The organism is Mesorhizobium sp. L103C119B0, from assembly GCF_000502235.1.
Classification (GTDB): domain Bacteria; phylum Pseudomonadota; class Alphaproteobacteria; order Rhizobiales; family Rhizobiaceae; genus Mesorhizobium.
The window spans coordinates 111783-135038 of the sequence record NZ_AYXE01000009.1; the positions used below are offsets into that span (position 1 = coordinate 111783).

At 64.0% G+C, this 23256-nt stretch carries 14 protein-coding genes and 1 pseudogene; 7 read left to right on the plus strand and 8 right to left on the minus strand.

The genetic code is table 11. The features are described from left to right. Positions 1-972 (minus strand): quinone oxidoreductase, encoded by a 972-nt coding sequence (locus X728_RS149350; protein ID WP_023831959.1) that lies wholly within the window; start codon positions 970-972, stop codon positions 1-3. Between the two features lie 95 nt (positions 973-1067). Here X728_RS149350 and X728_RS149345 point away from each other — a divergent pair, with 95 nt between their 5' ends. Next, complete coding sequence (locus X728_RS149345) at positions 1068-1946, plus strand: LysR substrate-binding domain-containing protein (protein ID WP_023831960.1); 879 nt, start codon at positions 1068-1070, stop codon at positions 1944-1946. Positions 1947-1958: 12 nt separating this feature from the next. Here X728_RS149345 and X728_RS149340 read toward each other — a convergent pair whose 3' ends face one another. The 3 genes and pseudogenes from X728_RS149340 to X728_RS01000000166850 form a co-directional block, all read right to left on the minus strand. Then, positions 1959-2897, minus strand: coding sequence for a DmsC/YnfH family molybdoenzyme membrane anchor subunit (locus X728_RS149340; RefSeq protein ID WP_023755145.1), 939 nt, complete (start codon positions 2895-2897; stop codon positions 1959-1961). A gap of 3 nt (positions 2898-2900) precedes the next feature. Next, on the minus strand, positions 2901-3629 hold the full coding sequence (locus tag X728_RS149335; RefSeq protein WP_023831961.1) for a 4Fe-4S dicluster domain-containing protein: 729 nt from the start codon (positions 3627-3629) through the stop codon (positions 2901-2903). Continuing rightward, positions 3626-6629 (minus strand): annotated as a pseudogene (locus X728_RS01000000166850) (molybdopterin oxidoreductase family protein). The gene X728_RS149335 and the pseudogene X728_RS01000000166850 overlap by 4 nt, the downstream one beginning before the upstream one ends. Positions 6630-6907: 278 nt before the next feature. Here X728_RS01000000166850 and X728_RS149330 point away from each other — a divergent pair. Further along, positions 6908-7816 carry a LysR family transcriptional regulator gene (locus tag X728_RS149330; protein ID WP_023831962.1) on the plus strand — a complete coding sequence of 303 codons (909 nt, stop codon included), beginning with the start codon at positions 6908-6910 and terminating at the stop codon, positions 7814-7816. Here the strand turns inward: X728_RS149330 and X728_RS149325 are convergent. The 4 genes from X728_RS149325 to X728_RS149310 all read right to left on the minus strand — a co-directional run bounded on the left by X728_RS149325 (position 7809) and on the right by X728_RS149310 (position 15139). Continuing rightward, entirely contained in the window at positions 7809-9065 is a 1257-nt protein-coding gene (locus X728_RS149325) for an Hsp70 family protein (protein ID WP_023696706.1), read from the minus strand. The genes X728_RS149330 and X728_RS149325 overlap by 8 nt on opposite strands. A 176-nt stretch (positions 9066-9241) precedes the next feature. Then, positions 9242-10033, minus strand: a complete 792-nt coding sequence (locus X728_RS149320) for a TIGR02186 family protein (RefSeq protein WP_023736135.1) — start codon at positions 10031-10033, stop codon at positions 9242-9244. Next, the gene (locus tag X728_RS149315; RefSeq protein ID WP_023669608.1) at positions 10033-10956 is read right to left on the minus strand and encodes a sulfite exporter TauE/SafE family protein; all 924 of its coding nucleotides are present in this window, start codon (positions 10954-10956) and stop codon (positions 10033-10035) included. Before X728_RS149315 ends, X728_RS149320 begins: the two co-directional genes overlap by 1 nt. 193 nt (positions 10957-11149) lie before the next feature. Next, positions 11150-15139, minus strand: coding sequence for an SEL1-like repeat protein (locus tag X728_RS149310; protein ID WP_023831963.1), 3990 nt, complete (start codon positions 15137-15139; stop codon positions 11150-11152). A 479-nt stretch (positions 15140-15618) separates the two neighbouring features. Between X728_RS149310 and X728_RS149305 the strand changes: the two genes are divergently transcribed. The 5 genes from X728_RS149305 (at position 15619) to X728_RS149285 (ending at position 23046) form a co-directional block, all read left to right on the plus strand. Then, positions 15619-16077, plus strand: coding sequence for a MerR family DNA-binding transcriptional regulator (locus X728_RS149305; RefSeq protein WP_023831964.1), 459 nt, complete (start codon positions 15619-15621; stop codon positions 16075-16077). Positions 16078-16352: 275 nt separating this feature from the next. Then, positions 16353-18161 carry an acyl-CoA dehydrogenase gene (locus X728_RS149300; protein WP_023726837.1) on the plus strand — a complete coding sequence of 603 codons (1809 nt, stop codon included), beginning with the start codon at positions 16353-16355 and terminating at the stop codon, positions 18159-18161. A 232-nt stretch (positions 18162-18393) separates the two neighbouring features. After that, a complete protein-coding gene (locus X728_RS149295; protein WP_023831965.1) occupies positions 18394-19563 on the plus strand; it encodes an acyl-CoA dehydrogenase family protein in 1170 nt (389 codons plus the stop codon). Positions 19564-19594: 31 nt separating this feature from the next. Next, on the plus strand, positions 19595-20803 hold the full coding sequence (locus X728_RS149290) for an acetyl-CoA C-acetyltransferase (protein WP_023831966.1): 1209 nt from the start codon (positions 19595-19597) through the stop codon (positions 20801-20803). 23 nt (positions 20804-20826) lie between these two features. Further along, positions 20827-23046 (plus strand): 3-hydroxyacyl-CoA dehydrogenase NAD-binding domain-containing protein, encoded by a 2220-nt coding sequence (locus X728_RS149285; RefSeq protein ID WP_023681960.1) that lies wholly within the window; start codon positions 20827-20829, stop codon positions 23044-23046. Positions 23047-23256 lie beyond the last annotated feature (210 nt).

Below are 23256 nucleotides of genomic sequence, written 5' to 3' on the forward strand. Positions count from 1 at the left end.
CTACGGTATAAGCACGGTTGCGCCTGTCGTCTGCCGTGCCTCGAGCCGGCGATGCGCCTCCGCCACTTCGGCAAGCGGCATGCTTGTGTGCACCGGGATTTTCACTGCGCCGCTGAGGACGACGCTGAACAGATCCTCGCTCATGGCGACGACGTCCTCACGCCTGGCGAGATGATGGAACAGCAACTGCCAGGTGGCGAACAGCGAACCCTTTTGCATCAAAAGCATGATGTCGAATGGCGGGATCGACCCCGACGCTGTGCCGTAGCTGACGAAGGTGCCGAACGGCCGCAGGCAGTCGAGTGAGGCGGGGAAGGTCGCGTTGCCGACGCCGTCATAGACGACGTGGCAGCCTTCGCCGTTGGTGACCTCTTTCACCCGTGCGGCGAAATTCTCTTTGATGTAGTCGATGACATGGTCGCAGCCATTGGCGCGCGCAAGTTCGGCCTTTTCGGGTGAACCGACCGTGCCGATGACGGTCGCGCCGAGATGTTTGGCCCATTGCGTCAGGATGAGGCCGACGCCGCCCGCCGCGGCATGCACCAGGATGGTATGGCCCGCCTCGACGCGAAACGTGCGGCGCAGCAGATATTGCGCCGTCAGCCCTTTCAGCATCATCGCCGCACCTGTCTCGAAATCGATGGCGTCGGGCAGATGCACGACGAAATGCGCGGGCACGATGCGTTCTTCGGCATAGGCGCCGAGCGTCTCGACATAGGCGACTCGGTCGCCAGGCGCGAAGCCGCTGACGCCTTCACCGACGGCGACGATTTCGCCGGCGCCTTCATTGCCGGGAATGAATGGCAGAGCGGGCGGCGCGTATTCGCCGGTGCGAAAATAGATGTCGACGAAGTTGAGGCCGACCGCCCGGTTGCGCACGCGCACGTCGCCCGGTCCGGGCTGGCCGATGTCGACATCTTCGTAGGCGAGCATATCTGGCCCGCCATGGCGGTGAACACGGATCGCTTTCATGGTTTTCTTCCCTGCGCTGTTTCTCTTGAGTGTGAGATAGCGCGTGGCGAGATATCATTGTAGACTGATACCTATGACATCAGAGTTCAAACAAAATGATATCTGAGCAGATCGGCCTCGACCTTCTCCGCACCTATGTCGCGGTCTGCCTGCAAGGTAGCCTGAGCAGGGTCGCCGCGCAGACCGGCAAGACCCAATCGGCGATGAGCATGCAGATGCGCCGGCTGGAGGGCCTGCTCCAACGGCACTTGTTCCAGCGCACCGGCCGCGGTGTCGTACCGACTGCGGCGGGAGAGCTCTTTCTGGGATACGCGACCCGCATCCTCGCTCTCGGCGACGAAGCGGTGGCGCGTCTGCAGCAGGCTAGCATTGGCGGCGGCGTGCGTATTGGTCTTGCCGAAGAGGTCACCACGGCCGCGCTTTCGGCCGCGCTTGGGCGGCTGCATCGCACCTATCCCGACATCAGCCTCGACGCGATGGTCGAGCACAGCGTCGCGCTGGGACGGCTGTGGAGCGAGGATGCGCTGGATGTCATGATTGCCCCGACATCCGTCGTCGCGGCCGATGCCGTGACGACATGGAACGTCGAACTGCAGTGGGTCTGCGCCCAGGACTATGTGCTGGACCATGACCGGCCACTCGATCTCGCCGCCTTCGGCGCAACCTGCCCTTGGCGCAGGCGGATGATCGAGGCGCTGGTCGCCGCCGGCCGGGAGCACCGGATCGTCCTGTCGTGCCAGAGCGTCACCGGCCTTCAGGCCGCGATCGAGAACGGACTGGGCGTTGGACTGCTTCCGCCCGAATCCGTGCGCACTGCTTCGATGCGGGTGCTGAAGACGTCAGCCGGCCTGCCCGAGCCGCTCACGGTCCAATACGGCCTTTACGCGCACGACCGCAGGACAGCTGTAATCGATGCCGCGATCGAAATCCTGCTTAAGGATTTGCCGGCGGCGCCACGAGCACGGGCCGCCTGACGGCGGGACGCTCTACCGGCCGTAATAGAGGGTGACGGTGTGCTTGGCCTCGGCGAAGAACAGCCAGCGCTCGACCAGCATGCCGGCGAACTGGACGGTTGCCGCAAGCACCGACAGCACCGCTGCGAATGGCCAGGGCAAAGCGAATAAGACAGAAAGCAGCAGCAGGGCAGGCAAGGCGAAAGCCAGCAACTGCGTGATCAGCCGCAGCTTTGCACCGTGCTTGCGGGCGATGCGAAAGCCCATTTCCTTGAGCAGGTAGTTCTCCTCGGTGTGCGGCCATTCCAGCGAGCGCACCGTCCCTCCGGCGAGGCCTGTCGCCGTGTTGGCGGTGGTCGCGATCTCCAGCGCGTCATTGTATCGCCACGTCGCCAGCTTCCAGCCCCAGCCGAGCAAGGTCAGCAGCAGGGCGGCTACCGCAACGGCGGTCGCGCTGATGGCGAAAGCCTGCAGCAGCGCGTTCAACAGCACGCTGCCGGTCATCGCCGAAAAGATGAGATAGCCCGGCAGCGTATACGGGCTATGCCACTGCGCGATCGGCTTCAGCGAGGCATAGATCATGCCGGTGGTGCAGACGGTGACGATTGCGCCGATAGTTGCGAGAAACCCGGCGATGGCCATCCAGCCTCCGGTGCGGCCAAAAAACACCCAGCCGATGCCGAACAGCCCGGCGGGAATGAAGGTCGCGACCGAGGCCACGCCTTCGCGCGACAGCCAGGAACTGCGCCATTGCGAGAAGGCGCGCCATGCACGTTCGGGGCGGCCGAGATGGCCGGTCGAGGACAATAGGCCGGCGGCGATCAGGCCGAGCGACAGCCCCATGCCGATAAGGCCGAGCCAGAAATGGGCCGGGATAAAACCCAGTCCGCCAAGCACGCCAAGCAGCGCCAGCAGGCCATAGCCCGCTCCTGTGGCAGTTGTGAAGAAGACGACGGAAAAGGCTGGATGCATTGGTCAGTTCGAAAGCATGCGGTCGATCCAGCTGAGAAAACCGCCTTCGGCCGTGACTGGCTCGAGCCTTGGCGCCGGCACCCATGCGGCGCGCTGGGCGCGCGGCGGCAGATATTTGTTGGTCGGTTTGTAGCCCATCTCCGGCATCAGGTCGACGCCGCCACGCTCCGCCACCAGTTGCGAGACAGCCGACGAGGGATCGCCGAGATCGCCGAAATGCCGGGCGCTGGTCGGGCAGGCGGCAACGCAGGCCGGCACGCGGTCTTCCTCGGCCAGATTGTCATTGTAGATGCGATCGACGCAAAGCGTGCATTTCTTCATCACGCCGACATCGGTGTCGAATTCGCGCGCGCCATAGGGGCACGCCCAGCTGCACAGTTTGCAGCCGATGCATTTGCTTTCGTCGATCAGCACGATGCCGTCCGACGCCCGCTTGTAGGACGCGCCGGTCGGGCAGACAGTGACGCAGGCAGGCGTCTCGCAATGCAGGCAGGAGCGCGGAAAGTTGACCGTGCGCCCGCCCGCCTCGGTCGTGTGCTCGTAGCTGTGCACGCGGTTGAACCAGACGCCGTCGACATGGCCGCCATAGGGGTCGATGTCGGTCAGTGGCGCCATGTGGCCGCCGGTGTTCCACTCCTTGCAGGCGGTGACGCAGGCCTGGCAGCCGACGCAGGTGTCGAGGTCGATGACCAGGCCAAGCTTCTTGTCTGTATGGGCGGGAAGGCAGGTCATTCCACGGCTTCCCTATTGACGCGGAACTCGGCGCCGAAGCGAAGGATGTCGGGCGAAGGCTCGACATTTGGCGGCTGGCTGAAACGCTCGAATTGCGGTTCGGTGAAGCCGGCTTCCTCATCAGAGCATTTGACGATGCGTACCCTGAGGTCGAACCACGCCGCCTGGCCGGTCACCGGATCGGAATTCGAATAGCGTTTGCCTTTCGCGTCAGCCGATGTCTGGTCGCCGATAATGTGGTTGAGCAGGAAGCCGCGATTGCTCTCGGCGGCGTTGTCCTTAAGCCCCCAGCTGCCGCGNGCCGATAATGTGGTTGAGCAGGAAGCCGCGATTGCTCTCGGCGGCGTTGTCCTTAAGCCCCCAGCTGCCGCGCCTTTTGCCGATGGCGTTCCATGTCCAGACCGTATCCGCATTGACCCCGTCGACCAGCTTGATCTGCCCCTTCACCCGGCCATTGATGCTTTCGATCCACACCCAGTCGTCGTCGAAAAGGCCGAGGCCCGCCGCGGTCTTGCGGTGCACGAACAGGCGGTTCTGACTGGTGATTTGCCGCAGCCACGCGTTCTGCGAACCCCAGGAATGATACATGTGCATCGGCCGCTGCGTCAGCGCATGCAGCGGATATTTCTGCGGATCGACGGCGGCCTCTTCGAACGGGGTAAACCAGAACGGCAGCGGATCCATATAGGTCTCGATGCGCCGGCGTTCGCTCTCGGGCGGCTGGACGCGACCATGACCGCGCGCGGCGAGGCGAAAGCGCTGCATCGGTTCGCAATAGAGCTGGAACACGATCGGCTCGGCCTTGGGGATGAACCCCATCTGCTCTGCGAAGTCGAGATAGGAGCGGTTGGCCATCTTGTAATAGCGCTGGTCCTCAGCAAAATCCTGGTGCCAGAAGCCGCCATTGCCGATGTAGCGCTGCAACTGGTCGGGATTGACTTCGCCCTTGCCGACGGAAGTGCCGTCCTTGCCGCGCCAGCCGGCCAGCGGGCCGATGCCCGGCGTGCGTTCGTGATTGACGATGTAGTCGGCATAGTCGGCATATCTGGCCGAGCCATCGTCCTCGACGAAGCCGGGCAGGCCAAGCCGAGCGCCAAGTTCGATCAGCACCGATTGGAACGGCCTGACATCTCGGTCCGGTTCGACCACCGGATGGCGGATCGCGTCGCCCGGCCCGTCGGCATGGCTGATCGGCCGGTCGAGCAGACTGATGCAGTCGTGACGTTCGAGATAGGTGGTGTCGGGCAACACCAGGTCGGCGAACGGCACCGTCTCGGAATAATAGGCGTCGGAATAGATGATGAAGGGGATCTTGTAGTTACCCGCTTCGTCATGGTCGGTGAGCATGGCAATGGTCTCGACGGTGTTCATCGAGGAATTCCACGCCATGTTCGACATGTACATCATCAGCGTGTCGATTGGGTACGGGTCACCGGCCCACGCATTGCGGATGACCGTATGCATCAGCCCATGCGCGGCGAGCGGCGCATCCCAGGAATAAGCCTTGTCGATGCGCAAAGGCGTGCCGGCCTCGTCGACCAGGAGATCGTCCGGCCCGCAGACGAAGCCGAGCGGCATGCCGTCGAGCGGCGTCATCGGCCTGACCACCTTGCCGGCCGGCTTCGGTCCCGGCGGCGCCGAGCGCGGGTAGGGGGGCTTGAAACGGAAGCCGCCGGGCACGTCCACCGTGCCGAGCAGCACCTGCAGCAGGTGGATGGCACGGCAGGAGTGAAAGCCGTTGGAGTGGGCCGAGATGCCGCGCATGGCATGCATCGACACCGGCCGTCCCTTGATCGTCTCGTGCCGCCGTCCGGCCCAGTCGGTCCACGCAACCGGCAGTTCGATCGTCTGTTCGAAGGCGACGTGGGCGAGTTCGGCAGCGATCCGGCGGATGGTGTCGGCCGGAATGCCGCATCGTGCCGCGACCGCATCGGGTGCGTAGCTGTCGTCCATGTAGCGGTCGGCGATAAGCCGGAACACCGGCACGCAACGGCGGCCGGCGAATGCGAAGCTGCCGGTCAGCGCCGGTTTCGCATCCGCATCGGCTGCGTTGACGGTTGTCTTCGCCACTCTGTCCCAGGCGAGAAGATTGTTGTCGCTGTCGCGCAGGAACAGCCCGTCGTCCGCCGCACCCGGCTCCTGGACGACCAGCACATGGGCGTTGGTGTAGCGCAACAAATAATCGAGATCGACGCGGCCTGCCTTCAGCAGTTCATGGATTAGGGCGAAGACGAAGAGGCCGTCGGTGCCGGGCCGGATCCCGATCCAGTCGTCGGCAATGGCGTTGTAGCCGGTGCGACAGGGGTTGATCGACACCACCTTGGCGCCGCGCGCCTTGAGTTTACCCAAGCCGATCTTGATCGGGTTGGAATCATGGTCCTCGGCGACGCCGAACAGCATGAAGTATTTCGTATTGTCCCAGTCCGGCTCGCCGAACTCCCAGAACGAGCCGCCGATCGTGTAGAGCCCGCCGGCCGCCATGTTGACCGAGCAGAAGCCGCCATGGGCGGCGAAGTTCGGCGTGCCGAACTGGCTCGCCCACCAGCCGGTCAGCGACTGCGACTGGTCGCGCCCGGTGAAGAAGGCGAGCTTTTTCGGATCGGCCCGGCGGATATTCGATAGCCGCCCGGTCGCAATCGAAAACGCTTCCTCCCACTCGATCTCGCGGAATTCGCCCGAGCCGCGCAGGCCGCTGCGCAACAGCGGCTTCTTCAGCCGCGCCGGGCTGTAGTGCTGCATGATGCCGGAGCTGCCCTTGCCGCAGATTACGCCGCGGTTAACCGGATGGTCCTTGTTGCCGTTGATGTAGCGCACCTTGCCGTCCTTGATGTGGACGTCGATGCCGCACCGGCAGGCGCACATATAACAGGTGGTCTTGGCGATGCTGTCGGAGATAGCGGGCGAGGTGTCGACGCCGTCGCCTTCATCAGGCGCGCGCGTGTCGCCAAGCGGCCGTTGCGACGGTGCGGAATTGGCTCCGCGCGGCGCAGCTGGGTTCATGATGCCGGCGTGCTTTTGCTACCTGCGAATTTGGCCCGCGTCTTCGGTCCGGGGCCACGCATATAGTGTTCTTCAGGATGATATCGATCGCCGGCCAGCCGCCGCCTGAGGCCACGGGTCCAATGCGCAAACAGGGATCTGAACCGCCCGATCATTTTGTTGGCCGCGACTTGTTGGCGAATTTTTTCTAACTTCGACTGAAAAAGTAGAATAAAGCTATCGATCCGTCTAATCAGTTGTTCTTGTAAATTCGATCGGAATTGGTTCTTAATGCACACATGACGCTGGACCAGTTGCGCATTTTCGTTGCCGTTGCCGAACGCGGCCATATGACCAAGGCGGCGGAGCTTTTGGGCATCTCCCAGTCGGCGGCGTCGGCGGCCATCCGCGCTTTGGAAGAGCAGCATGGCGTTCATCTGTTCAACCGTGTCGGCCGCAACATCGAGCTGGCTCAGACCGGCCACCGTTTCCTGCCCGAGGCCAAGGCGGTGCTGGAACGCGCCGCCGCCGCCCGAAATGTGCTGGAGCATGTCTCGGAGACGGTCGCCGGCAGCCTGTCGATCGCCGCCAGCCTGACCATCGCCAGCTACTGGCTGCCGCGCAGGCTGGCCTCTTTCCATGAAGCCTACCCGGCGGTGCGCTTAAGCGTCAGCATCGGCAACACCAGGCAGGTCGAGGCCAATGTGCTCGACGGCACCGCCGATCTCGGTCTGGTCGAGGGGCGCACCGAGTCAGACATCCTCCGCCGCACCAAGGTCGACGTCGACAGGTTGATGCTGGTCGTCGCCGCCTCGCATCCCGAAATCGCCGAGATCGCGCCGGGCCGCCCGGATATCAGAGGGCTGCGCTGGATCATCCGTGAGGGTGGTTCGGGCACGCGCGAGGTGCTGGAGGACCTGGCCCGCCGCGAGGGGATATCGCTTGGCGACCTGCAGATATTTCTGGTGCTGCCGAGCAACGAGGCGGTTCGCCAGGCGGTCGAGGCCGGCGCCGGCGCCACCATCATCTCGGACCTCGTCGTCGGACGCGCCGTCGCCGAGGGCAGTCTCCGGTCGGTGCCGCTCGAACTGCCGAAGCGCGACTTCGCCATGATCACCCATCGTGACCGCCAGGCAAGCCTGGCCCAGATGGCGCTCAAGGCGCATCTCGGCGCTGAGGGCGGGAACCGCATCGTGAGCTCTAGCTAAACTTCCGCTGTGCATCCAGCGCCAGGCCAAGGCCGACCGAACCGAACATGTCGCCCTCGATAACGGCGGCTTGCGGCACCAGCGACAGGATTTCGCGCCGTGCCAGCGGGATGGCGGTCGAGCCGCCGGTGAGGAACACGGCGGTGATGTCGGACGCTTTCACGCCAGCATCGGCGATCGTCTGCCGCACCGTCGCGGACACCCGCTCGATGTCGGCGGCAATCGTCTCTTCCAGGCCGTCTCGCGTGATCTCGGCGGCAAAACGCGCGCCGGGCAGTGCCACCGTCACATCAGCCGAAGCCTGATCTGTCAGCGCGATCTTGGCTCGTTCGACGAGGCCGGCCAGCGCATGGCCGTAACGGTGCTCGACAATATGGATGAAGCGGTCGACAAGGTCGGCGCGGACGGCCTCGAAGCGGATTTGCCTCAGATGCGTCATCGCCTTGGCAGTGTAGACGAGGTTTATGCGCTGCCACGTCGCGAGATCGATGAAATAGCTCGCCGGCAGGTTGCGCTTGCCGTCTTTTGTCGGCGTCAGGTAGCCGAGCTTGGGCATGACATGGTCAATGCTGAGCAGCCGGTCGAAATCGGTGCCGCCAATATGGATGCCGCGGTTGGCCAGGATATCGTCCTTGCGGTCGCGTGAGCGGGCGCGTTGCGGCGAAACCCGCACGATCGAGAAGTCGGACGTGCCGCCGCCCATGTCGACGATCAACGCCAGTTCCTCGCGCTTCACGTCCTGCTCATAGTCGAGCGCTGCCGCGATCGGTTCGAACTGGAAGGCGATGTGCTTGAAGCCTTGCGCGCGCGCCGCCTTTTCAAGCTCGCTTTGCGCCTTGGCATCGGCTTCCACATCGTCGTCGACAAATTGCACCGGCCGGCCGAGCACAACGTTCTCCACCGGAGCGCCGGCATCTTCCTCAAGCCGCTTCTTCAAATGGCCGACGAACATGCCGACAATGTCGATGAAACCGATCTGCCGGGCCTTGATCCGCGTCTTCTCATGCGCCAGCGAACTGCCGAGCACGCTCTTCAGCGACCGCATCAGCCGGCCTTCGATGGCATCGGTGTAGTCGGCAATGGCGCGGCGGCCGAAATAGGTGTGACCGTCCTCGAAGTTGAAGAAAACCGCGCTTGGCAATGTCGGCTGTTCACCTTCCAGCGCCACCAGCCGTGCCTGGCCGTTGCGGATCACGCCCACCGTAGAATTGGACGTGCCGAAATCGATGCCGCCAAATGCCTGGTGCATTGCAGCCTCCTGTCATTGGGTCGTCGCTGTGGCAGGCGTCCGCAAGGCGCGCGCCGTCCAGAGGCCTGACCGTTCTGCCGAATGATTGTGCGTGTAACCCGAGGGTTGGGAGGCGGCGGTCTATCGCAAGACTGAGAAAAGGGGAACCCCCTTTCCCCGGAAATGGGTCGTGCGCGTCAATCCCTGCGGAAGATCAGCCTGCCCAGCCAGCCGGTGATCATGGCCAGCGACACGGAGAAGACGCCGTAGAGGAAGGAGTAATCATGCGCGACGCGGAAGATCGACTGTTCGAAACCCGATTTGCGGATTTCGAGCTGGGCCGAGCTTTCCTTGAGGAACAGGCCGCTCTTGAACAGGAACGCGCGGGCTTTATGCGTTCCAACCGGGACATTGGGCGCCAGCCGCACCGTGGCGCGAAACAGGTTCTGCGACAGGAACTGCACGCCGCCGACATTCTCGCTATAGAGGCCGGTCGCCGCCTTGCGCTCGCGCAGCGCCACGGTGAATTCCTCGATCGTCGCCGGACTGTCGGTTACGTCGGCCGGTTGCATGTAAAGGTTGGAGGCGCCGAGCGACAGCTGCTTGTAGCTGTTGGGTTCGGTGATGTCCTGCAGCGGCCGTGTCGTGGCGACGGAGTAGGAGACCGGCACGTTCTCGAAGGTCTCGGATTCCAGGTTGACCCAGACGCCGAGCACCCGGTCCTTGCGGCGCACCACAACCGGCCGCGGCGGCCCTTCGAGCACGACGATGACGTCATAGCGCCCCTGCCGCGCGACCAGCGGGTCGGGGTTTTCCAGCGAACCGAAAATGGTCAGGTCGGCGCCGGAAAAGCCGGCGGTGATCGACACCGCGTCGGTGGAGAGACCGATCTGGATGCCTTCCGGCAAGGGGTTCGGCGATTGCGCTGCGGCCGGCAGAGCGACGGCGATAAGCAAAGCGGCGGCCGAAAAAATCCCCCACCGCGGCATCAGTTCAGGCCCGCGGCGGTCAGCGAATAGAGGTTTGGCGGCGTGACGAAGAGATCGATGGCAAGCCGGATGGCAACCGCCAGCACCAGCAGCGCCAGCAGTGCCCTGAGCTGTTCGCCGCGCAGCTTCTGTCCTGCCTTGGCGCCATATTGCGCGCCGGCGACGCCGCCCGCCATCAGCAGGAAGGCAAGCATGACGTCGACTGTCTGGTTGGTGGTGGCGTGGACCAGCGTGGTGTAGGCCGAGGTGAAAATGATCTGGAACAGCGAGGTGCCGATGACGACGTTGGTCGGCACTTTCAGGAGGTAGATCAGCGCCGGCACCATGATGAAGCCACCGCCGACACCCATGATCGACGACAGGAAGCCGATGCCGGCGCCGAGCCCCAGCACCGGAATGACGCTGACGAACAGCTTCGAGGCCCTGAAGCGCATCTTCAGCGGCAGCCGGTGGATCCAGTTGTGCTGGCCGGATTTCTTCAAGACCGGCGCCGCACCGCTGCGCGTCGCGCGCAGCGCATTGACGCTCTCGACCAGCATCAGCCCGCCGACGGTGCCAAGCAGCACGACGTAAAGCAGTGAGATAAACAAATCGAGCTGGCCGAGCCGACGCAGGAAGGCAAAGACGAAGATACCGCCGGTCGAGCCGACGATGCCGCCGGCCAGCAGCACCCCGCCGAGCTTGAAGTCGAGCGTGCCGCGCTTCATGTGCGACAGCGCGCCGGAGAAGGAGGAGGCGATAACCTGGTTGGCGCCAGTGGCAACGGCGATTGCCGGCGGGATGTTGTAGAAGATCAAGAGCGGCGTGATCAGAAAGCCGCCACCGACCCCGAACATGCCCGACAGGAAACCCACCGCCGCGCCCATTGCCAGCAGCACGAAGACGTTGACGGAAATTTCCGCGATCGGGAGATAGATGCCCACCCGTCAGTCTCGATCAGTTTGCCTGTCGGCGATTGCAGCCATTCCAGGGCATTGTCGCACCGAAAAGCCAATTCTTTCTTGCACCGCCGGGGCAGTGGGATCAAACCCCGCCGCCCTACCGAAACAAAAAACATCTCAAGCAGTTAACAGGCAAATGTATGGCAAGGGCGTCGCGTTAGCGACGCATCTGCCGTTATTTGTGCGCCAGCAGCGCCTTCACCAGCTTTTCGTCGATTTCGCCGGTCGCCTGCATCTTGTTGTCGGTCTGGAAAGCCATGATTGCGGTCTTGGTCTTGCCGCCCATCACGCCATCGGCGCCGCCGGCATCGTAGCCGTTCTTGTTGAGGATGAGCTGGATGTTCTTGACCGCCTTCTTCATGTCAACGCTGGCGGTGGTCTGCGGCGTGCCTTCCTGCCAGGATTCAGGAATGTCGGCCGAGTTGGACGCAGGGTCGAGCGGCTTCGGCTTCCACAGTTCCGTGGCGGCGCGCGCCCGCTCCAGCTGTTCGGGGCGCAGCGCAGTGGCGACTTCGTCGCGCTTTGCAGCCGCATCCTTGTCGCCGGTCTTGGCGACGAGCGCGAACCATTTGTAGGATTCCTCCAGGCTCTGCTTCATGCCGACGCCCTTTGCCGCCAGGATGCCGAGATTGAACTGGCTGTCCTTGACGCCGACATCGGCCGCCGCCTGAAACCAGTGCGCGGCCGATTCATTGTCGGTCACGCCGTCGGCGGCCATGGCAAACAGAACGGCCAGATTGTGCATGGCGCTGGCATTACCCTGCGCGGCGGCGAGCTGGTAGAAGGTCTTTGCCTTCTTGACGTCGCGCGTGACGCCGATGCCCTTCTCGTAGAAATTGCCGATGCGGTATTCCGCCGGTGCGAAGCCGAGCTCGGCCGACTTTTCGTACCATTTGGCCGCTGCCGCCATGTCTTCCTTGACGCCGCGCGATTCAGCATAGCGCGAACCGAGCTCGAACAGCGCCTTGGCGTCACCGCCGGCAGCCGCGTCGCGCAAGGCTTGCGGGCCGGCATCGGCCGGAACGTCTATCTTGGCCACGATAGGTGCTACCGCGGCATCAGCCGGCGGAACGGCGCCGGTAGTATCCGAGGCCGTCGTATCCGAGGCCGAGGGCGCTACGACGGCGGCCGCAGGCTGCGCGTCGGCAGCGCCCGGTTCCGCAGTGGCGGTGGTCGGCAGCATTGCATTTGGCGCGGGGGCCGGATCGGCCAAAGCCATCGGCGCTGGCGCGGGCTCCACCGCCGGCATTTCGGGCCCAGCGACCGAGGCCGCATTCATTGGCGCATCGTTGCCAGCTGCCGGTTCCGTGGGCTCCGCCTGCCTGACGATCCGGGCCGGCACGTCCTGAACGGCCACCTGCTGTTCTGCCTTGGGTTGGCTGGCAGCGTTGACCGAGGCAGTCTCGACCGGCTGCGAGGCGATGATCGGCGCTGTATCGTTGCTTGCGACCTCGACCGGGTCGGCGAAGAAGGCCTTGCCCAACTGGAGGCCGGCAAGCGCCAGCATGATCGCGACCGCTCCCATGAGTATCGGCTTGCGCCGCGCCTTGAGCAGGTCGCCGATGCGAAGCGCCTTGACCGGGCCCTTCATGGTGGACTGGCGTTTCAACGCGTCGGCCTCGGCGGCCGCAGCCTGCGCCGCGCGCCTGGCAGCGGCAATGAAGTCGGATTTCGATGCATCGCCGGAGTTTTGGCGCACCGGTGGGCCACGTTCGTCGCGTACGCGCTTCATGATGGCGTTGAGGTCGGGCGCGCCGGAGCCCGGCTCCAACGGTCGGTTGGCGAGCTTCGGATCGAGCGGCTCGTCGAGATCGACGCTCGGCATGTCGACATTGGGCCCCGAGCCGGCAAGCGGCGGCATGTCAGCCGGCTTCTTGCCCCTGAAGGCGCGCGCCAATCCACCGAACAGCGACGTCTTGGCCGTGGCTTCGCCTTTCTCGGCAATCCTGTCGGAACCGAGCGCTGCCTGGGCAGCGGCCGCGGCAGCCTCGGCTGGCGAGCGCCGCACGGGTTCGCTGCCCATGACCGGGTCGCTACGCGTACCCGGGTCGGCGCGCATATCCGGCTCGCTGCGCATGATGGCGGCGGCGCGGCCGTCGAGATCGGCCATGTCTCCGGTCAGCGGCAGCGGCTGGTCGATATCCATCGACGGCGCGTCCTGCACCGAAATCTTGGAGGCGCGTGCATCGCGGGCCCGCCGCGCCGGCTCGGCCTGGGCATCCAGAAGCTCGCTCACCGCCTCGGCCGGTTCGCTGGTCTCCAGCGAGCCCAGACGATCGACGATCTTGAGCAACGTGTCGTGGATAGCCTCGAATGTCCGTGAATTGCGCTCGTCCGAACGACGCGTCAGCGCTTCCAGCGTCTTCAGATCCTGGGCAAGGCCGGTAACGGCCGCGGTGTTGGCGTTGGAATCTGCCAGCGAGCGCACGGCGCTCTCGGCCGCTTCGCGTGCCGCGCCCATGATGGATTCGCGGGTTCCAGCCAGCGACTTCTCGATTTCGTTGAGACGCGGGCTGATGTCCTCGAATTCCGGCAGCGGCGTGCCGGGCTTCGACAGGTGAGCCGACAGGCCGGAGACCTGCGCCTCGAGGCTGCGGATCAGTGCCGGATCGATGCCGGCGACCTGCGCGGCCGACGATTCCAGCCGGCTTGAAATGTCTTCGAGCCGGCTTTCCAGGCCGCGGATCGCCGCCTCGTTGGCAGGATCGGGAATGCGCGTCTCCATGCGTTGGGCGAGTGCGGTGAAGCGTGCGTCGATGGCGTCCATGATGCCGGCGCTGTCAGCCTGCGGCTGACGCTGGTCCAGCCGGTCGGCAACCTCGTCCAGCCGCCGCTCGAGATCGCGAAACAGCATGTTGCCCTGTTCGATGGCGTCGCCCTGCCGACGTTCCATCATGCCCGACAGCACGTCGAAGCGCTGTTCCAGACCCTGGAAGATATAGTCGGCGTCGGGCATGGCCGGGGCGCGGTCGATCTTGTCGGCGATCATCACGATCTGCTTGCCGAGGCGCTCCATCGCCTGTTCCGGCAGATTGGCGCGGCCGGCAAGCTCGTCGACCCTGTTCGACAGCGTGCTGAGACGGTCGAGAACCTCGCCGCTCGGACGAACCTGCACGACTTCCTCGATCTGCTGCGCCAGCGAGGCGATCCGCTTCTCGATGCGCTCGAACGGTTCGGGGTCGAAGGAATTGGCCTGTGCGGCGACGGTCGAGGCGACGATGGCGCGCGAAATCTCATCGAGCCGTTCGTCGATCAGGCCAAGCGTGTCGCCGCCGCGGTTGCTCTGCTGGCTGACGAAATGATCGACGGCGCCGGCAAGCGTGCGGACCTTTTCTTCCATCGAGCGCAGCGACAGCGATTCCGGCAGATTGTGGACCGCATTGCTGATCTGTTCGAGCCGGTCGGTCAGGGCCGAAAATCCGGGGCCGTCGGCGCGGTTGCGCTGGTCGGCGTCGACACGGTCCTCGAACGCGCTCCAGCGGCGGTCGAAATCGTCCCAGCGGCGGTCGACCTTCAGCACGCTTTCCTCGCGCGCCAATGTGTCGAGCGCCGTCTTTACCTGCTCGAGCTCGAGCCGCAGCATGTTGACGCTTCGGTCGTCGCTCTTCTCGGCCAGCGTCTGGATGGCGCCGGACAGCCGCTCGAATTCGACGCCGAGTTCGGCGCTGCCCTTGCCGGGCAAGCCGCCTGCCTGACCACCCGATTGGTTGCTCGCCTGGAAGGCCCGTTCGATGTCCTTGCGCAACGCGGCGAATTCGCGCTGCAGGCCGGCCGTCATCTGATGGCGCAGTTCCTCGCGCAGGCCACGCAATTCGCCGGCGATCTTGCCGACCACGGCGACGCTGTCTTCCTGGCCGCGCACGCGGTCGATGTCGCGCGCGATCGCCTGATAGTTCTGGTCGAAACCGGCCGGCCCGGCGCCTTTCGGCCGCGGCGTGGGCTGCGGGTCCTCGTACCAGCGCGGCGGGGCGTAGGGCTGGACGCTTGCGTAGCGCGGCTCTGCCGGCGGCCGGCGCGGATCGAAGCGCTCGGCGGCGTCCTCGCGCTTGCGCTCCAGCCGCTGCTCCAGCGTTTCCAGCGAGCGGTTCAATTCATCAAGTGTGGTGTTCGGCCTGCGCGGCCTGCCGGCGTTGAGTGTATCGAGATAGGACCGCTTGCTGTTCATCGATGCGTCCGTTTTTCAGAATGGCCGGCTTGCTGCCAGTTTCCCAAGTCCTTGTCGGGAACGAAGGCGGCCGCGCGGCACTGCTGCGGCGGAAGACGAGCTTCCCGGGCCAGGCCCGCTCTCCGAAAAACCGTGAAAAATTCGCTACAGGATAAACACGGGTGACCGACATCCGTACATTTCACTCATCGTGGTAAACAAGGTGTTAACCAAGCTTAAGAAGTTACGGCATTGCTGAAATACAGGCGGTGCCCGTTCGGACCCGGCGCCGGGGGTGCGGCATAAGGTTTCGCAATCCCAGAACGCCCTTGCGTCATGCGGCGGCTATCGATATAGAATTGACGTAAACGTAAGAGGGGCGCCGTTCGTGCCTTTTGCGATGAATTAGTTGAAACCACGACTGGAAGCATGCCCCCGCTTCCACTCAGGCGTTGCAAGGTCCGAGACCGCGATGCCACGACAGGGGAAAGCCAGTGACTATGAAACTTGTTTCGCCCGGCGAAGCCGCGGCCAACACCAACAATATGTCTGCCGAAGCCAGTGAGGAGCTCGTGCGCATCGGCGAGATGGCCAGGAAATACGGCGTGACGCTGCGCACGCTGCGTTTCTATGAAGACAAGGGCCTGCTCAATCCAAAGCGCGATGGGGCGACGCGGCTATACACGCGTCGCGACAAGGCGCGGCTGAAGCTGATCCTGCTCGGCCGCAAGGTCGGGTTCTCGCTACGCGACGTCAAGCAGATGATGGATCTCTACGATCCGACGGGATCCAACACCAAGCAGCTGCGGCTGGCTCTCGACAAGTCGGAGAAGCAGCTTGCCCGCCTGCAGAAGCAGCGCGCGCTGATCGACGACGCCATCAACGAGTTGAGCGGCTCGATGTCGGCCGTGCGCCAGATGCTGTCCGAGCGTTCGGCCCCGGCCAGCGCCGCCAGCTGATTTCGCTCCGCAGCTCCCGGCGAAAGCTTTGAACGGAAGAGCCGCGCGGCCGCCCACGCGGCTCTTTTTGTTTGACCCCCCTCGCTTTGCGCAAAGCCATGCACCGCTCGTGCCGACAGGCTGGCATAGGTAAATTTTGTCGCGGCGACAAAATTGACGTTTACGCAAACGTCAATTTTTGCTATCCCGCTTTCAAGATTGGCCCGCATGCCGCCCCCAACCTCATGTTTCGGGGCCCGATCTCGCGGCCAAGACCCGCATGGTGGAGGAAACACATGCCGATCTACAGGGCGCCGGTCCAGGACACGCTGTTCGTGCTCAACGAGGTGCTGGGTTATCAGCGCTACTCCAACCTTCCCGGATTTGCCGACGCGACGCCCGACGTTGTCGAGGCGATCCTCGCCGAAGGCGCCAAGCTCGCCGAAAACGTTATGCATCCTCTGAACCGCGTCGGTGACATGGAAGGCTGCGTGCGCCATGAGGACGGCTCGGTGACGACGCCGAAGGGCTTCAAGGAAGCCTACGACCAGTATCGCGAAGGCGGCTGGATGGGACTGGCGGCGCCCATCGAGTTCGGCGGCCAGGGGCTGCCCTATGCCGTGCACACCGCGGTTGCCGAATACATGGTTTCGGCCAACATGGCGCTGATGATGTATCCCGGCCTGACGCAAGGCGCGATCGCGGCGATCATCACACACGGCACCGACGAGCAGAAGGCGACATGGCTGCCGAAGCTGGTCGAGGGGTCCTGGACCGGTACCATGAACCTGACCGAGCCGCATTGCGGCACCGATCTCGGCCTGCTGCGCACCAAGGCGGTGCCGAACGGCAACGGCACCTACAAGGTATCCGGCCAGAAGATCTTCATCTCGGCCGGCGAGCACGACATGTCGGAAAACATCGTTCATCTCGTGTTGGCCCGCATCGAAGGCGCGCCGGCAGGCGTGAAGGGCATCTCGCTGTTCATCGTGCCAAAGCTGAAGCTCGATGCCTCGGGCAATCCGGGCGAGAAGAACACGCTCTCCTGCGGGTCGATCGAGGAGAAGATGGGCATCCACGGCAATTCGACTTGCGTCATGAATTATGACGAGGCCGAAGGCACGCTGCTCGGCGAGGCCAATGGCGGCCTGAAGGCGATGTTCACGATGATGAACGAAGCCCGGCTCGGCGTCGGCCTGCAGGGCCTGTCGCTGTCCGAGATCGCCTACCAGAACGCGGTCTCCTACGCCAAGGACCGGCTGCAGGGCCGCTCGCTGTCTGGCGCCAAGGCGCCGGACAGACAAGCCGATCCGATCATCGTGCATCCCGACATCCGCCGCTCGCTGATGACCATGAAGGCCTTCAACGAGGCCGGCCGCGCGCTGGCGCTGTGGACGGCGATCAAGTCCGACATCGCCCACCGCTCCGCCGACGACAAGGATCGCCAGGCGGCCGACGACTATACGGGCCTGCTGACGCCGGTGATCAAGGGCGTGCTCACCGACAAGGGCTTCGACCATGCCGTCATGGCGCAGCAGGTGTTCGGCGGCCACGGCTACATCGAAGAACACGGCATGAGCCAGTTCGTGCGCGATGCCCGCATTGCCATGATCTATGAAGGCGCCAACGGCATCCAGGCGCTCGACCTCGTCGGCCGCAAGCTTGGCCTGAATGGCGGCCGCGCAGTGCAGGCTTTCTTCAAGGACGTCGGCGAGTTCTGCGAGGAGAACCGTGCCGACGAGAAGCTGGCGCCGTTCACCAAGGCGTTGAAGAAGGGCCTCAACGATCTGCAGGCGGCGACGATGTGGCTGGTGCAGAACGGCATGGCCAAGCCCGACAATGCCGGCGCCGCATCCACCGACTACATGCATCTCTTTGGCCTTGTGGCGCTCGGCTACATGTGGGCGCAGATGGCCAAGGCCGCGCTCGGCAAGACCGGCGCCAATGGCTCCCAATCTGTCCACGAAAATGGGGCTTTCTACGACAACAAGGTGGTGACGGCGCGCTTCTTCATGGAGCGGATCATGCCCGAGACATCGGCACATCTCGCCCGCATTTCCAGTGGTGCGGACACGCTAATGGCGCTGCCTGCGGAAGCGTTCTAGAAATGGCTGGCGTCCCCCTCCCCCTTGAGGGGAGGGTGGCCCGAAGGGCCGGGAGGGGTCCTTGCGTGCAGTGCGCCGGCTGGTTGGCGCTTTGGTAGGAGATGATCGCAATGCCCCAAACCCGCGTCAATTCCGAAGATAAGGTCGAGCACGTCATCGGCGACCCCACCCGACCGCTTCGCGGCCACCCTCCCCTCGAGGGGGAGGGGGACGTTGGCGCGGGAGAAACGGCATGACAAATCCAGCCGAAGTGCTCTCCTTGCCGAAGCCCGCCTGGGCGGCGGACGAAGTCGGCATGCTCTACGACATGGCGCATCGCTTCATGTCGGAAGAGATCGCGCCGCGCTACGACGAGTTCGAGAAGAACGAGATGGTCGACCGCGAGAGCTGGCGCAAGGCAGGTTCCGCCGGCCTGCTCTGCGCCTCGATGCCGGAGGAATATGGCGGCTCCGGCGGCACCTTCGCGCATGAGAGCGCCATCATCGAGGCGATCGGCCATGTCGGCGTCGACGGTTTCGGCATCGGCCTGCACAATGCGATCGTTGCCCCTTACATCCTTCATTACGGCTCCGAGGAGCAGAAGAAGAAATGGCTGCCGAAGCTGGCAACCGGCGAACTGATCGGCGCCATCGCCATGACCGAGCCGGGCGCCGGCTCCGACCTGCAAGGCGTCAAGACGCGCGCCGAGAAGGACGGCAACCAGTACAAGATCAACGGCTCGAAAACCTTCATCACCAATGGCCAACTGGCCAATTTCATCATCGTCGTCACCAAGACCGATCCGGCCAAAGGCGCCAAGGGCACCTCGCTGATCGTCGTCGAGGCCGACGAGGCCGAAGGCTTCGAACGCGGCCGCAACCTCGACAAGATCGGCCTGAAGGCCAACGACACGTCGGAGCTGTTCCTCAATGATCTGCGCGTGCCGACCTCGAACCTGCTTGGCCACGAAGAGGGACAGGGCTTCATCCAGCTGATGCAGCAATTGCCGCAGGAGCGCCTGCAGATCGGCACCGGCGCGATCGCCATGATCGAGCGCGCGCTTGCTCTGACCATCGACTACGTCAAGGACCGCAAGGCCTTCGGCAAAGCGATCATCGAGTTCCAGAACACCCAGTTCAAGCTCGCCGAACTGAAGACCGAGGCCACCATCGGCCGCGTCTTCTACAATGATTGCGTCACCCGCCACATCAATGGCGGGCTGGATCCGGTGACGGCGTCGATGGCGAAATACTGGCTCTCGGACCTGCAGGGAAAAGTCGTCGACGAATGCCTTCAATTGCATGGCGGCTATGGCTACATGAATGAATATCCGATCGCCCGCATGTTCCGCGACGCCCGCGTCCAGCGCATCTACGGCGGCACCAACGAGATCATGAAATTGCTGATCGGCCGCTCTCTCTGAGAGCGACGTCGGCAAAGCAAGGAGCAAGCAAATGGCTGAAGCTTATGTCTATGACGCCGTGCGCACACCGCGCGGCAAGGGCAAGAAGGATGGCTCGCTGCACGAGGTGCCGGCGGTGCGGCTTGCGGCCAGGACGCTTGAAGCGTTGCGCGACCGCAACGGCCTCGACACTGCAAACGTCGACGACATCATCTTCGGCTGCGTCGATCCGGTCGGCGAAGCCGGCTCCGTCATTCCGCGTGCCGCCGCCTTCGAGGCCGGCTACGATAACAAGGCGCCGGGCATGCAGATCTCGCGCTTCTGCGCCTCAGGCCTCGACGCCATCAATTTCGGCGCCGCCAAGATCGCTCAAGGCGCCGACGAGATCGTCATTGCAGGCGGCGTGGAATCGATGTCGCGCGTCGGCATGGGCGCCTCGGGCGGCGCGTGGTTCATGGACCCGTCCGTCGGCCTGCCCGGCTGGTTCGTGCCGCAAGGCATTTCGGCCGACCTGATCGCCACCAAATACGGTTTTTCGCGCGACGACGTCGATGCCTATGCGGTCGAGAGCCAGAAGCGTGCGGGCAAGGCCTGGGCCGATGGCCGTTTCAAGAACTCCGTCATACCGATCAAGGACCAGAACGGCCTCACCATCCTCGATCATGACGAGCATATGCGGCCGTCGACCGACATGCAGTCGCTGGCCTCGCTCAACCCGTCCTTCGTCATGCCTGGCGAAATGGGCGGCTTCGACGCGGTCGCCGTGCAGAAGCATCCGGAAGTCGAAGAGGTCAACCACGTCCACCATGCCGGCAACTCGTCCGGCATCGTCGATGGTGCGGCCGCCGTACTGCTCGGCTCGAAGAAGGCCGGCAAGACGATGGGCCTGAAGCCACGCGCCCGCATCCGCGCCTTTGCCAACATCGGCTCCGAGCCGGTGCTGATGCTTACCGGTCCGGTCGACGTCACCGAGAAGCTTCTGAAGCGCGCCAAGATGAAGCTGTCGGATATCGACCTGTTCGAGCTCAACGAGGCCTTCGCCTCAGTGGTGCTGCGCTACATGCAGGCATTCGAAATCCCGCACGACAAGATCAACGTCAATGGCGGCGCCATCGCCATGGGCCATCCGCTCGGCGCCACCGGCGCGATGATCCTGGGCACGGTGCTGGACGAGCTCGAGCGCCGCGATTTGAACACCGCTCTGGTGACGCTCTGCATCGGCGCCGGCATGGGCACCGCAACGATTATCGAACGCATCTGATTTTCGGCCGGAAGGAGAGAGACATGACTTATACAAACTTCACGGTCGACACCGACGCAGACGGCATCGCGCTGGTCACCTGGAACATGCCGGACCGCTCGATGAACGTCTTCACCGAAGAGGTGATGAACGAGCTCGAGAAGATCATCGACCATGTGGTGGCCGACGCCGCCATCAAGGGCGCGGTGATCACCTCGGGAAAGGACAGCTTCTCCGGCGGCGCCGACCTGACCATGCTGCAGAAGATGCTGGCCGTATTTGCCAAGGAGAAGACCAAGGACCCGGAGAAGGCGGCACAGCTTTTGTTCGACAATGCCGGCCGCATGGGTGGCTTGTGGCGCAAGCTCGAAACGTCGGGCAAGCCTTGGGTCTCGGCGATCAACGGCACCTGCATGGGTGGCGCGTTCGAGCTGTCGCTGGCCTGTCATGGCCGCGTTGCCGCTGACTCCGAAAAGGTCAAGATGGCCTTGCCGGAAGTCAAGGTCGGCATCTTCCCCGGCGCCGGTGGCACCCAACGCGTGCCGCGCCTGACCGACCAGCAGCAGGCGTTGCAGATGCTGACCACCGGCCAGACGCTGTCGCCGCAGAAAGCCAAGGCGATGGGGCTGATCCACGAGATCGCCGAACCCGGCAAGCTGATCGAGACCGCCAAGGCGATGATCAGGAACGGCCTGAAAGCCGTCCAGCCCTGGGACGAGAAGGGCTTCAAGCTGCCTGGCGGCCAAATCTATACGCCGGCCGGCTTCAATCTGTGGCCGCCGGCCATCGCCATCCTGCGCCGCGAGACCTACGGCAATTATCCGGCCGCCGCGGCGATCCTGAAATGCGTCTATGAAGGCCTGCTGGTGCCGTTCGACACCGGTCTGCGGATCGAACAGCGCTATTTCACCGAAATCATGCAGTCGAAGGAAGCAGCAGCGATGATCCGCTCGCTGTTCGTCTCGCTGCAGGAGCTCAACAAGGGCGCCCGCCGCCCGGCCGGCGTGCCGGAGACCAAGTTCAAGAAGATCGGTATTCTCGGCGCCGGCTTCATGGGCGCCGGCATCGCCTTTGTCACCGCCAAGGCTGGCATCCCGGTCGTCCTGCTCGACCGCGACATGGCGTCGGCCGAAAAGGGCAAGACGCATTCCGACAGCCTGATCTCCGATCAGGTCAAGAAGGGCCGCGTCAAGCCCGAGGAGAAGGACAGACTTCTGTCGCTGATCACGCCGTCGGCCGACTATGCCGATCTCGCCGGCTGCGATCTGGTGGTCGAGGCGGTGTTCGAGGATTCGGCCGTCAAGAAGGCTGCCACCGAGCAGGCCGAAGCCGTGCTGAAATCGTCGGCGATCTTCGCCTCCAACACCTCGACCATCCCGATCACCGCACTGGCCAAGAATTCGGCGCGGCCGAAGAATTTCGTCGGCATCCACTTCTTCTCGCCGGTCGACAAGATGATGCTGGTCGAGATCATTTTGGGCAAGAAGACCGGCGACAAGGCGCTGGCCACCGCGATCGATTTCGTGCGCGCCATCAAGAAGACGCCGATCGTCGTCAACGACACGCGCGGCTTCTACGTCAACCGCTGCGTGCTGCGCTACATGTCGGAAGCCTACAAGATGCTGATCGAAGGCGTTCCGGCGCCGATGATCGAGAACGCCGCCAAGGCCGCCGGCATGCCGGTCGGCCCCCTGGCCCTGACCGACGAGACGGCGATCGACCTTGCCCAGAAGATCATGAAGCAGACCATCAGGGACCTCGGCGACAAGGCCGTCGACCCCAGGCAGATGGCGTTGATCAACACGCTGGTCGACACCCATGGCCGCTTCGGCCGCAAAAACGGCAAGGGTTTTTACGACTATCCCGCCAAGCCCGCCAGGAAGAAGCTGTGGCCGGGCCTGAAGGATCTCTATCCGCAGCTGGAGGCCGAGAAGGTCGATTATGAGGAACTGCAGCAGCGCCTGCTGGTCACCATTGCGCTGGAAGCGGCCCGGGTGATGGAGGAAGGCATCGTCACCGATCCGCGCGAGGCCGATCTCGGGTCGATCCTCGCCTTTGGTTTCGCGCCATTCACCGGCGGCGCGCTGTCCTATATTGACGGCATCGGCGCCAGGGAGTTCGTCAGAATAGCCAAAGGCCTGCAGAAGAAATACGGCGCCGAGTTCAAGGCGCCAAAGCTGCTGCTCGACCTGGCCGAGAAGGGCGAGACCTTCTACCAGCGCTTCGATCCCTATGCGAAAGGCGAGGTGAAGAAGGCCGCTTGAGCTAGCGCCCCATGTACGTCTGGGGGCGCCTTGCGCGCATGATGGCCACGGCAAGGCGCCGTGGCCTTATGCGGTCGGTAGCGAAAGCCGACTGGCTTTTCGCTGCCTGCCGACCGAGATCGACTTCAACCTCCATCTCAACAACGCCCGCTACATGATGCTCGCCGACCTCGCGCATGACCCCGAAAATCGGAATCGATTTTCGGGGTC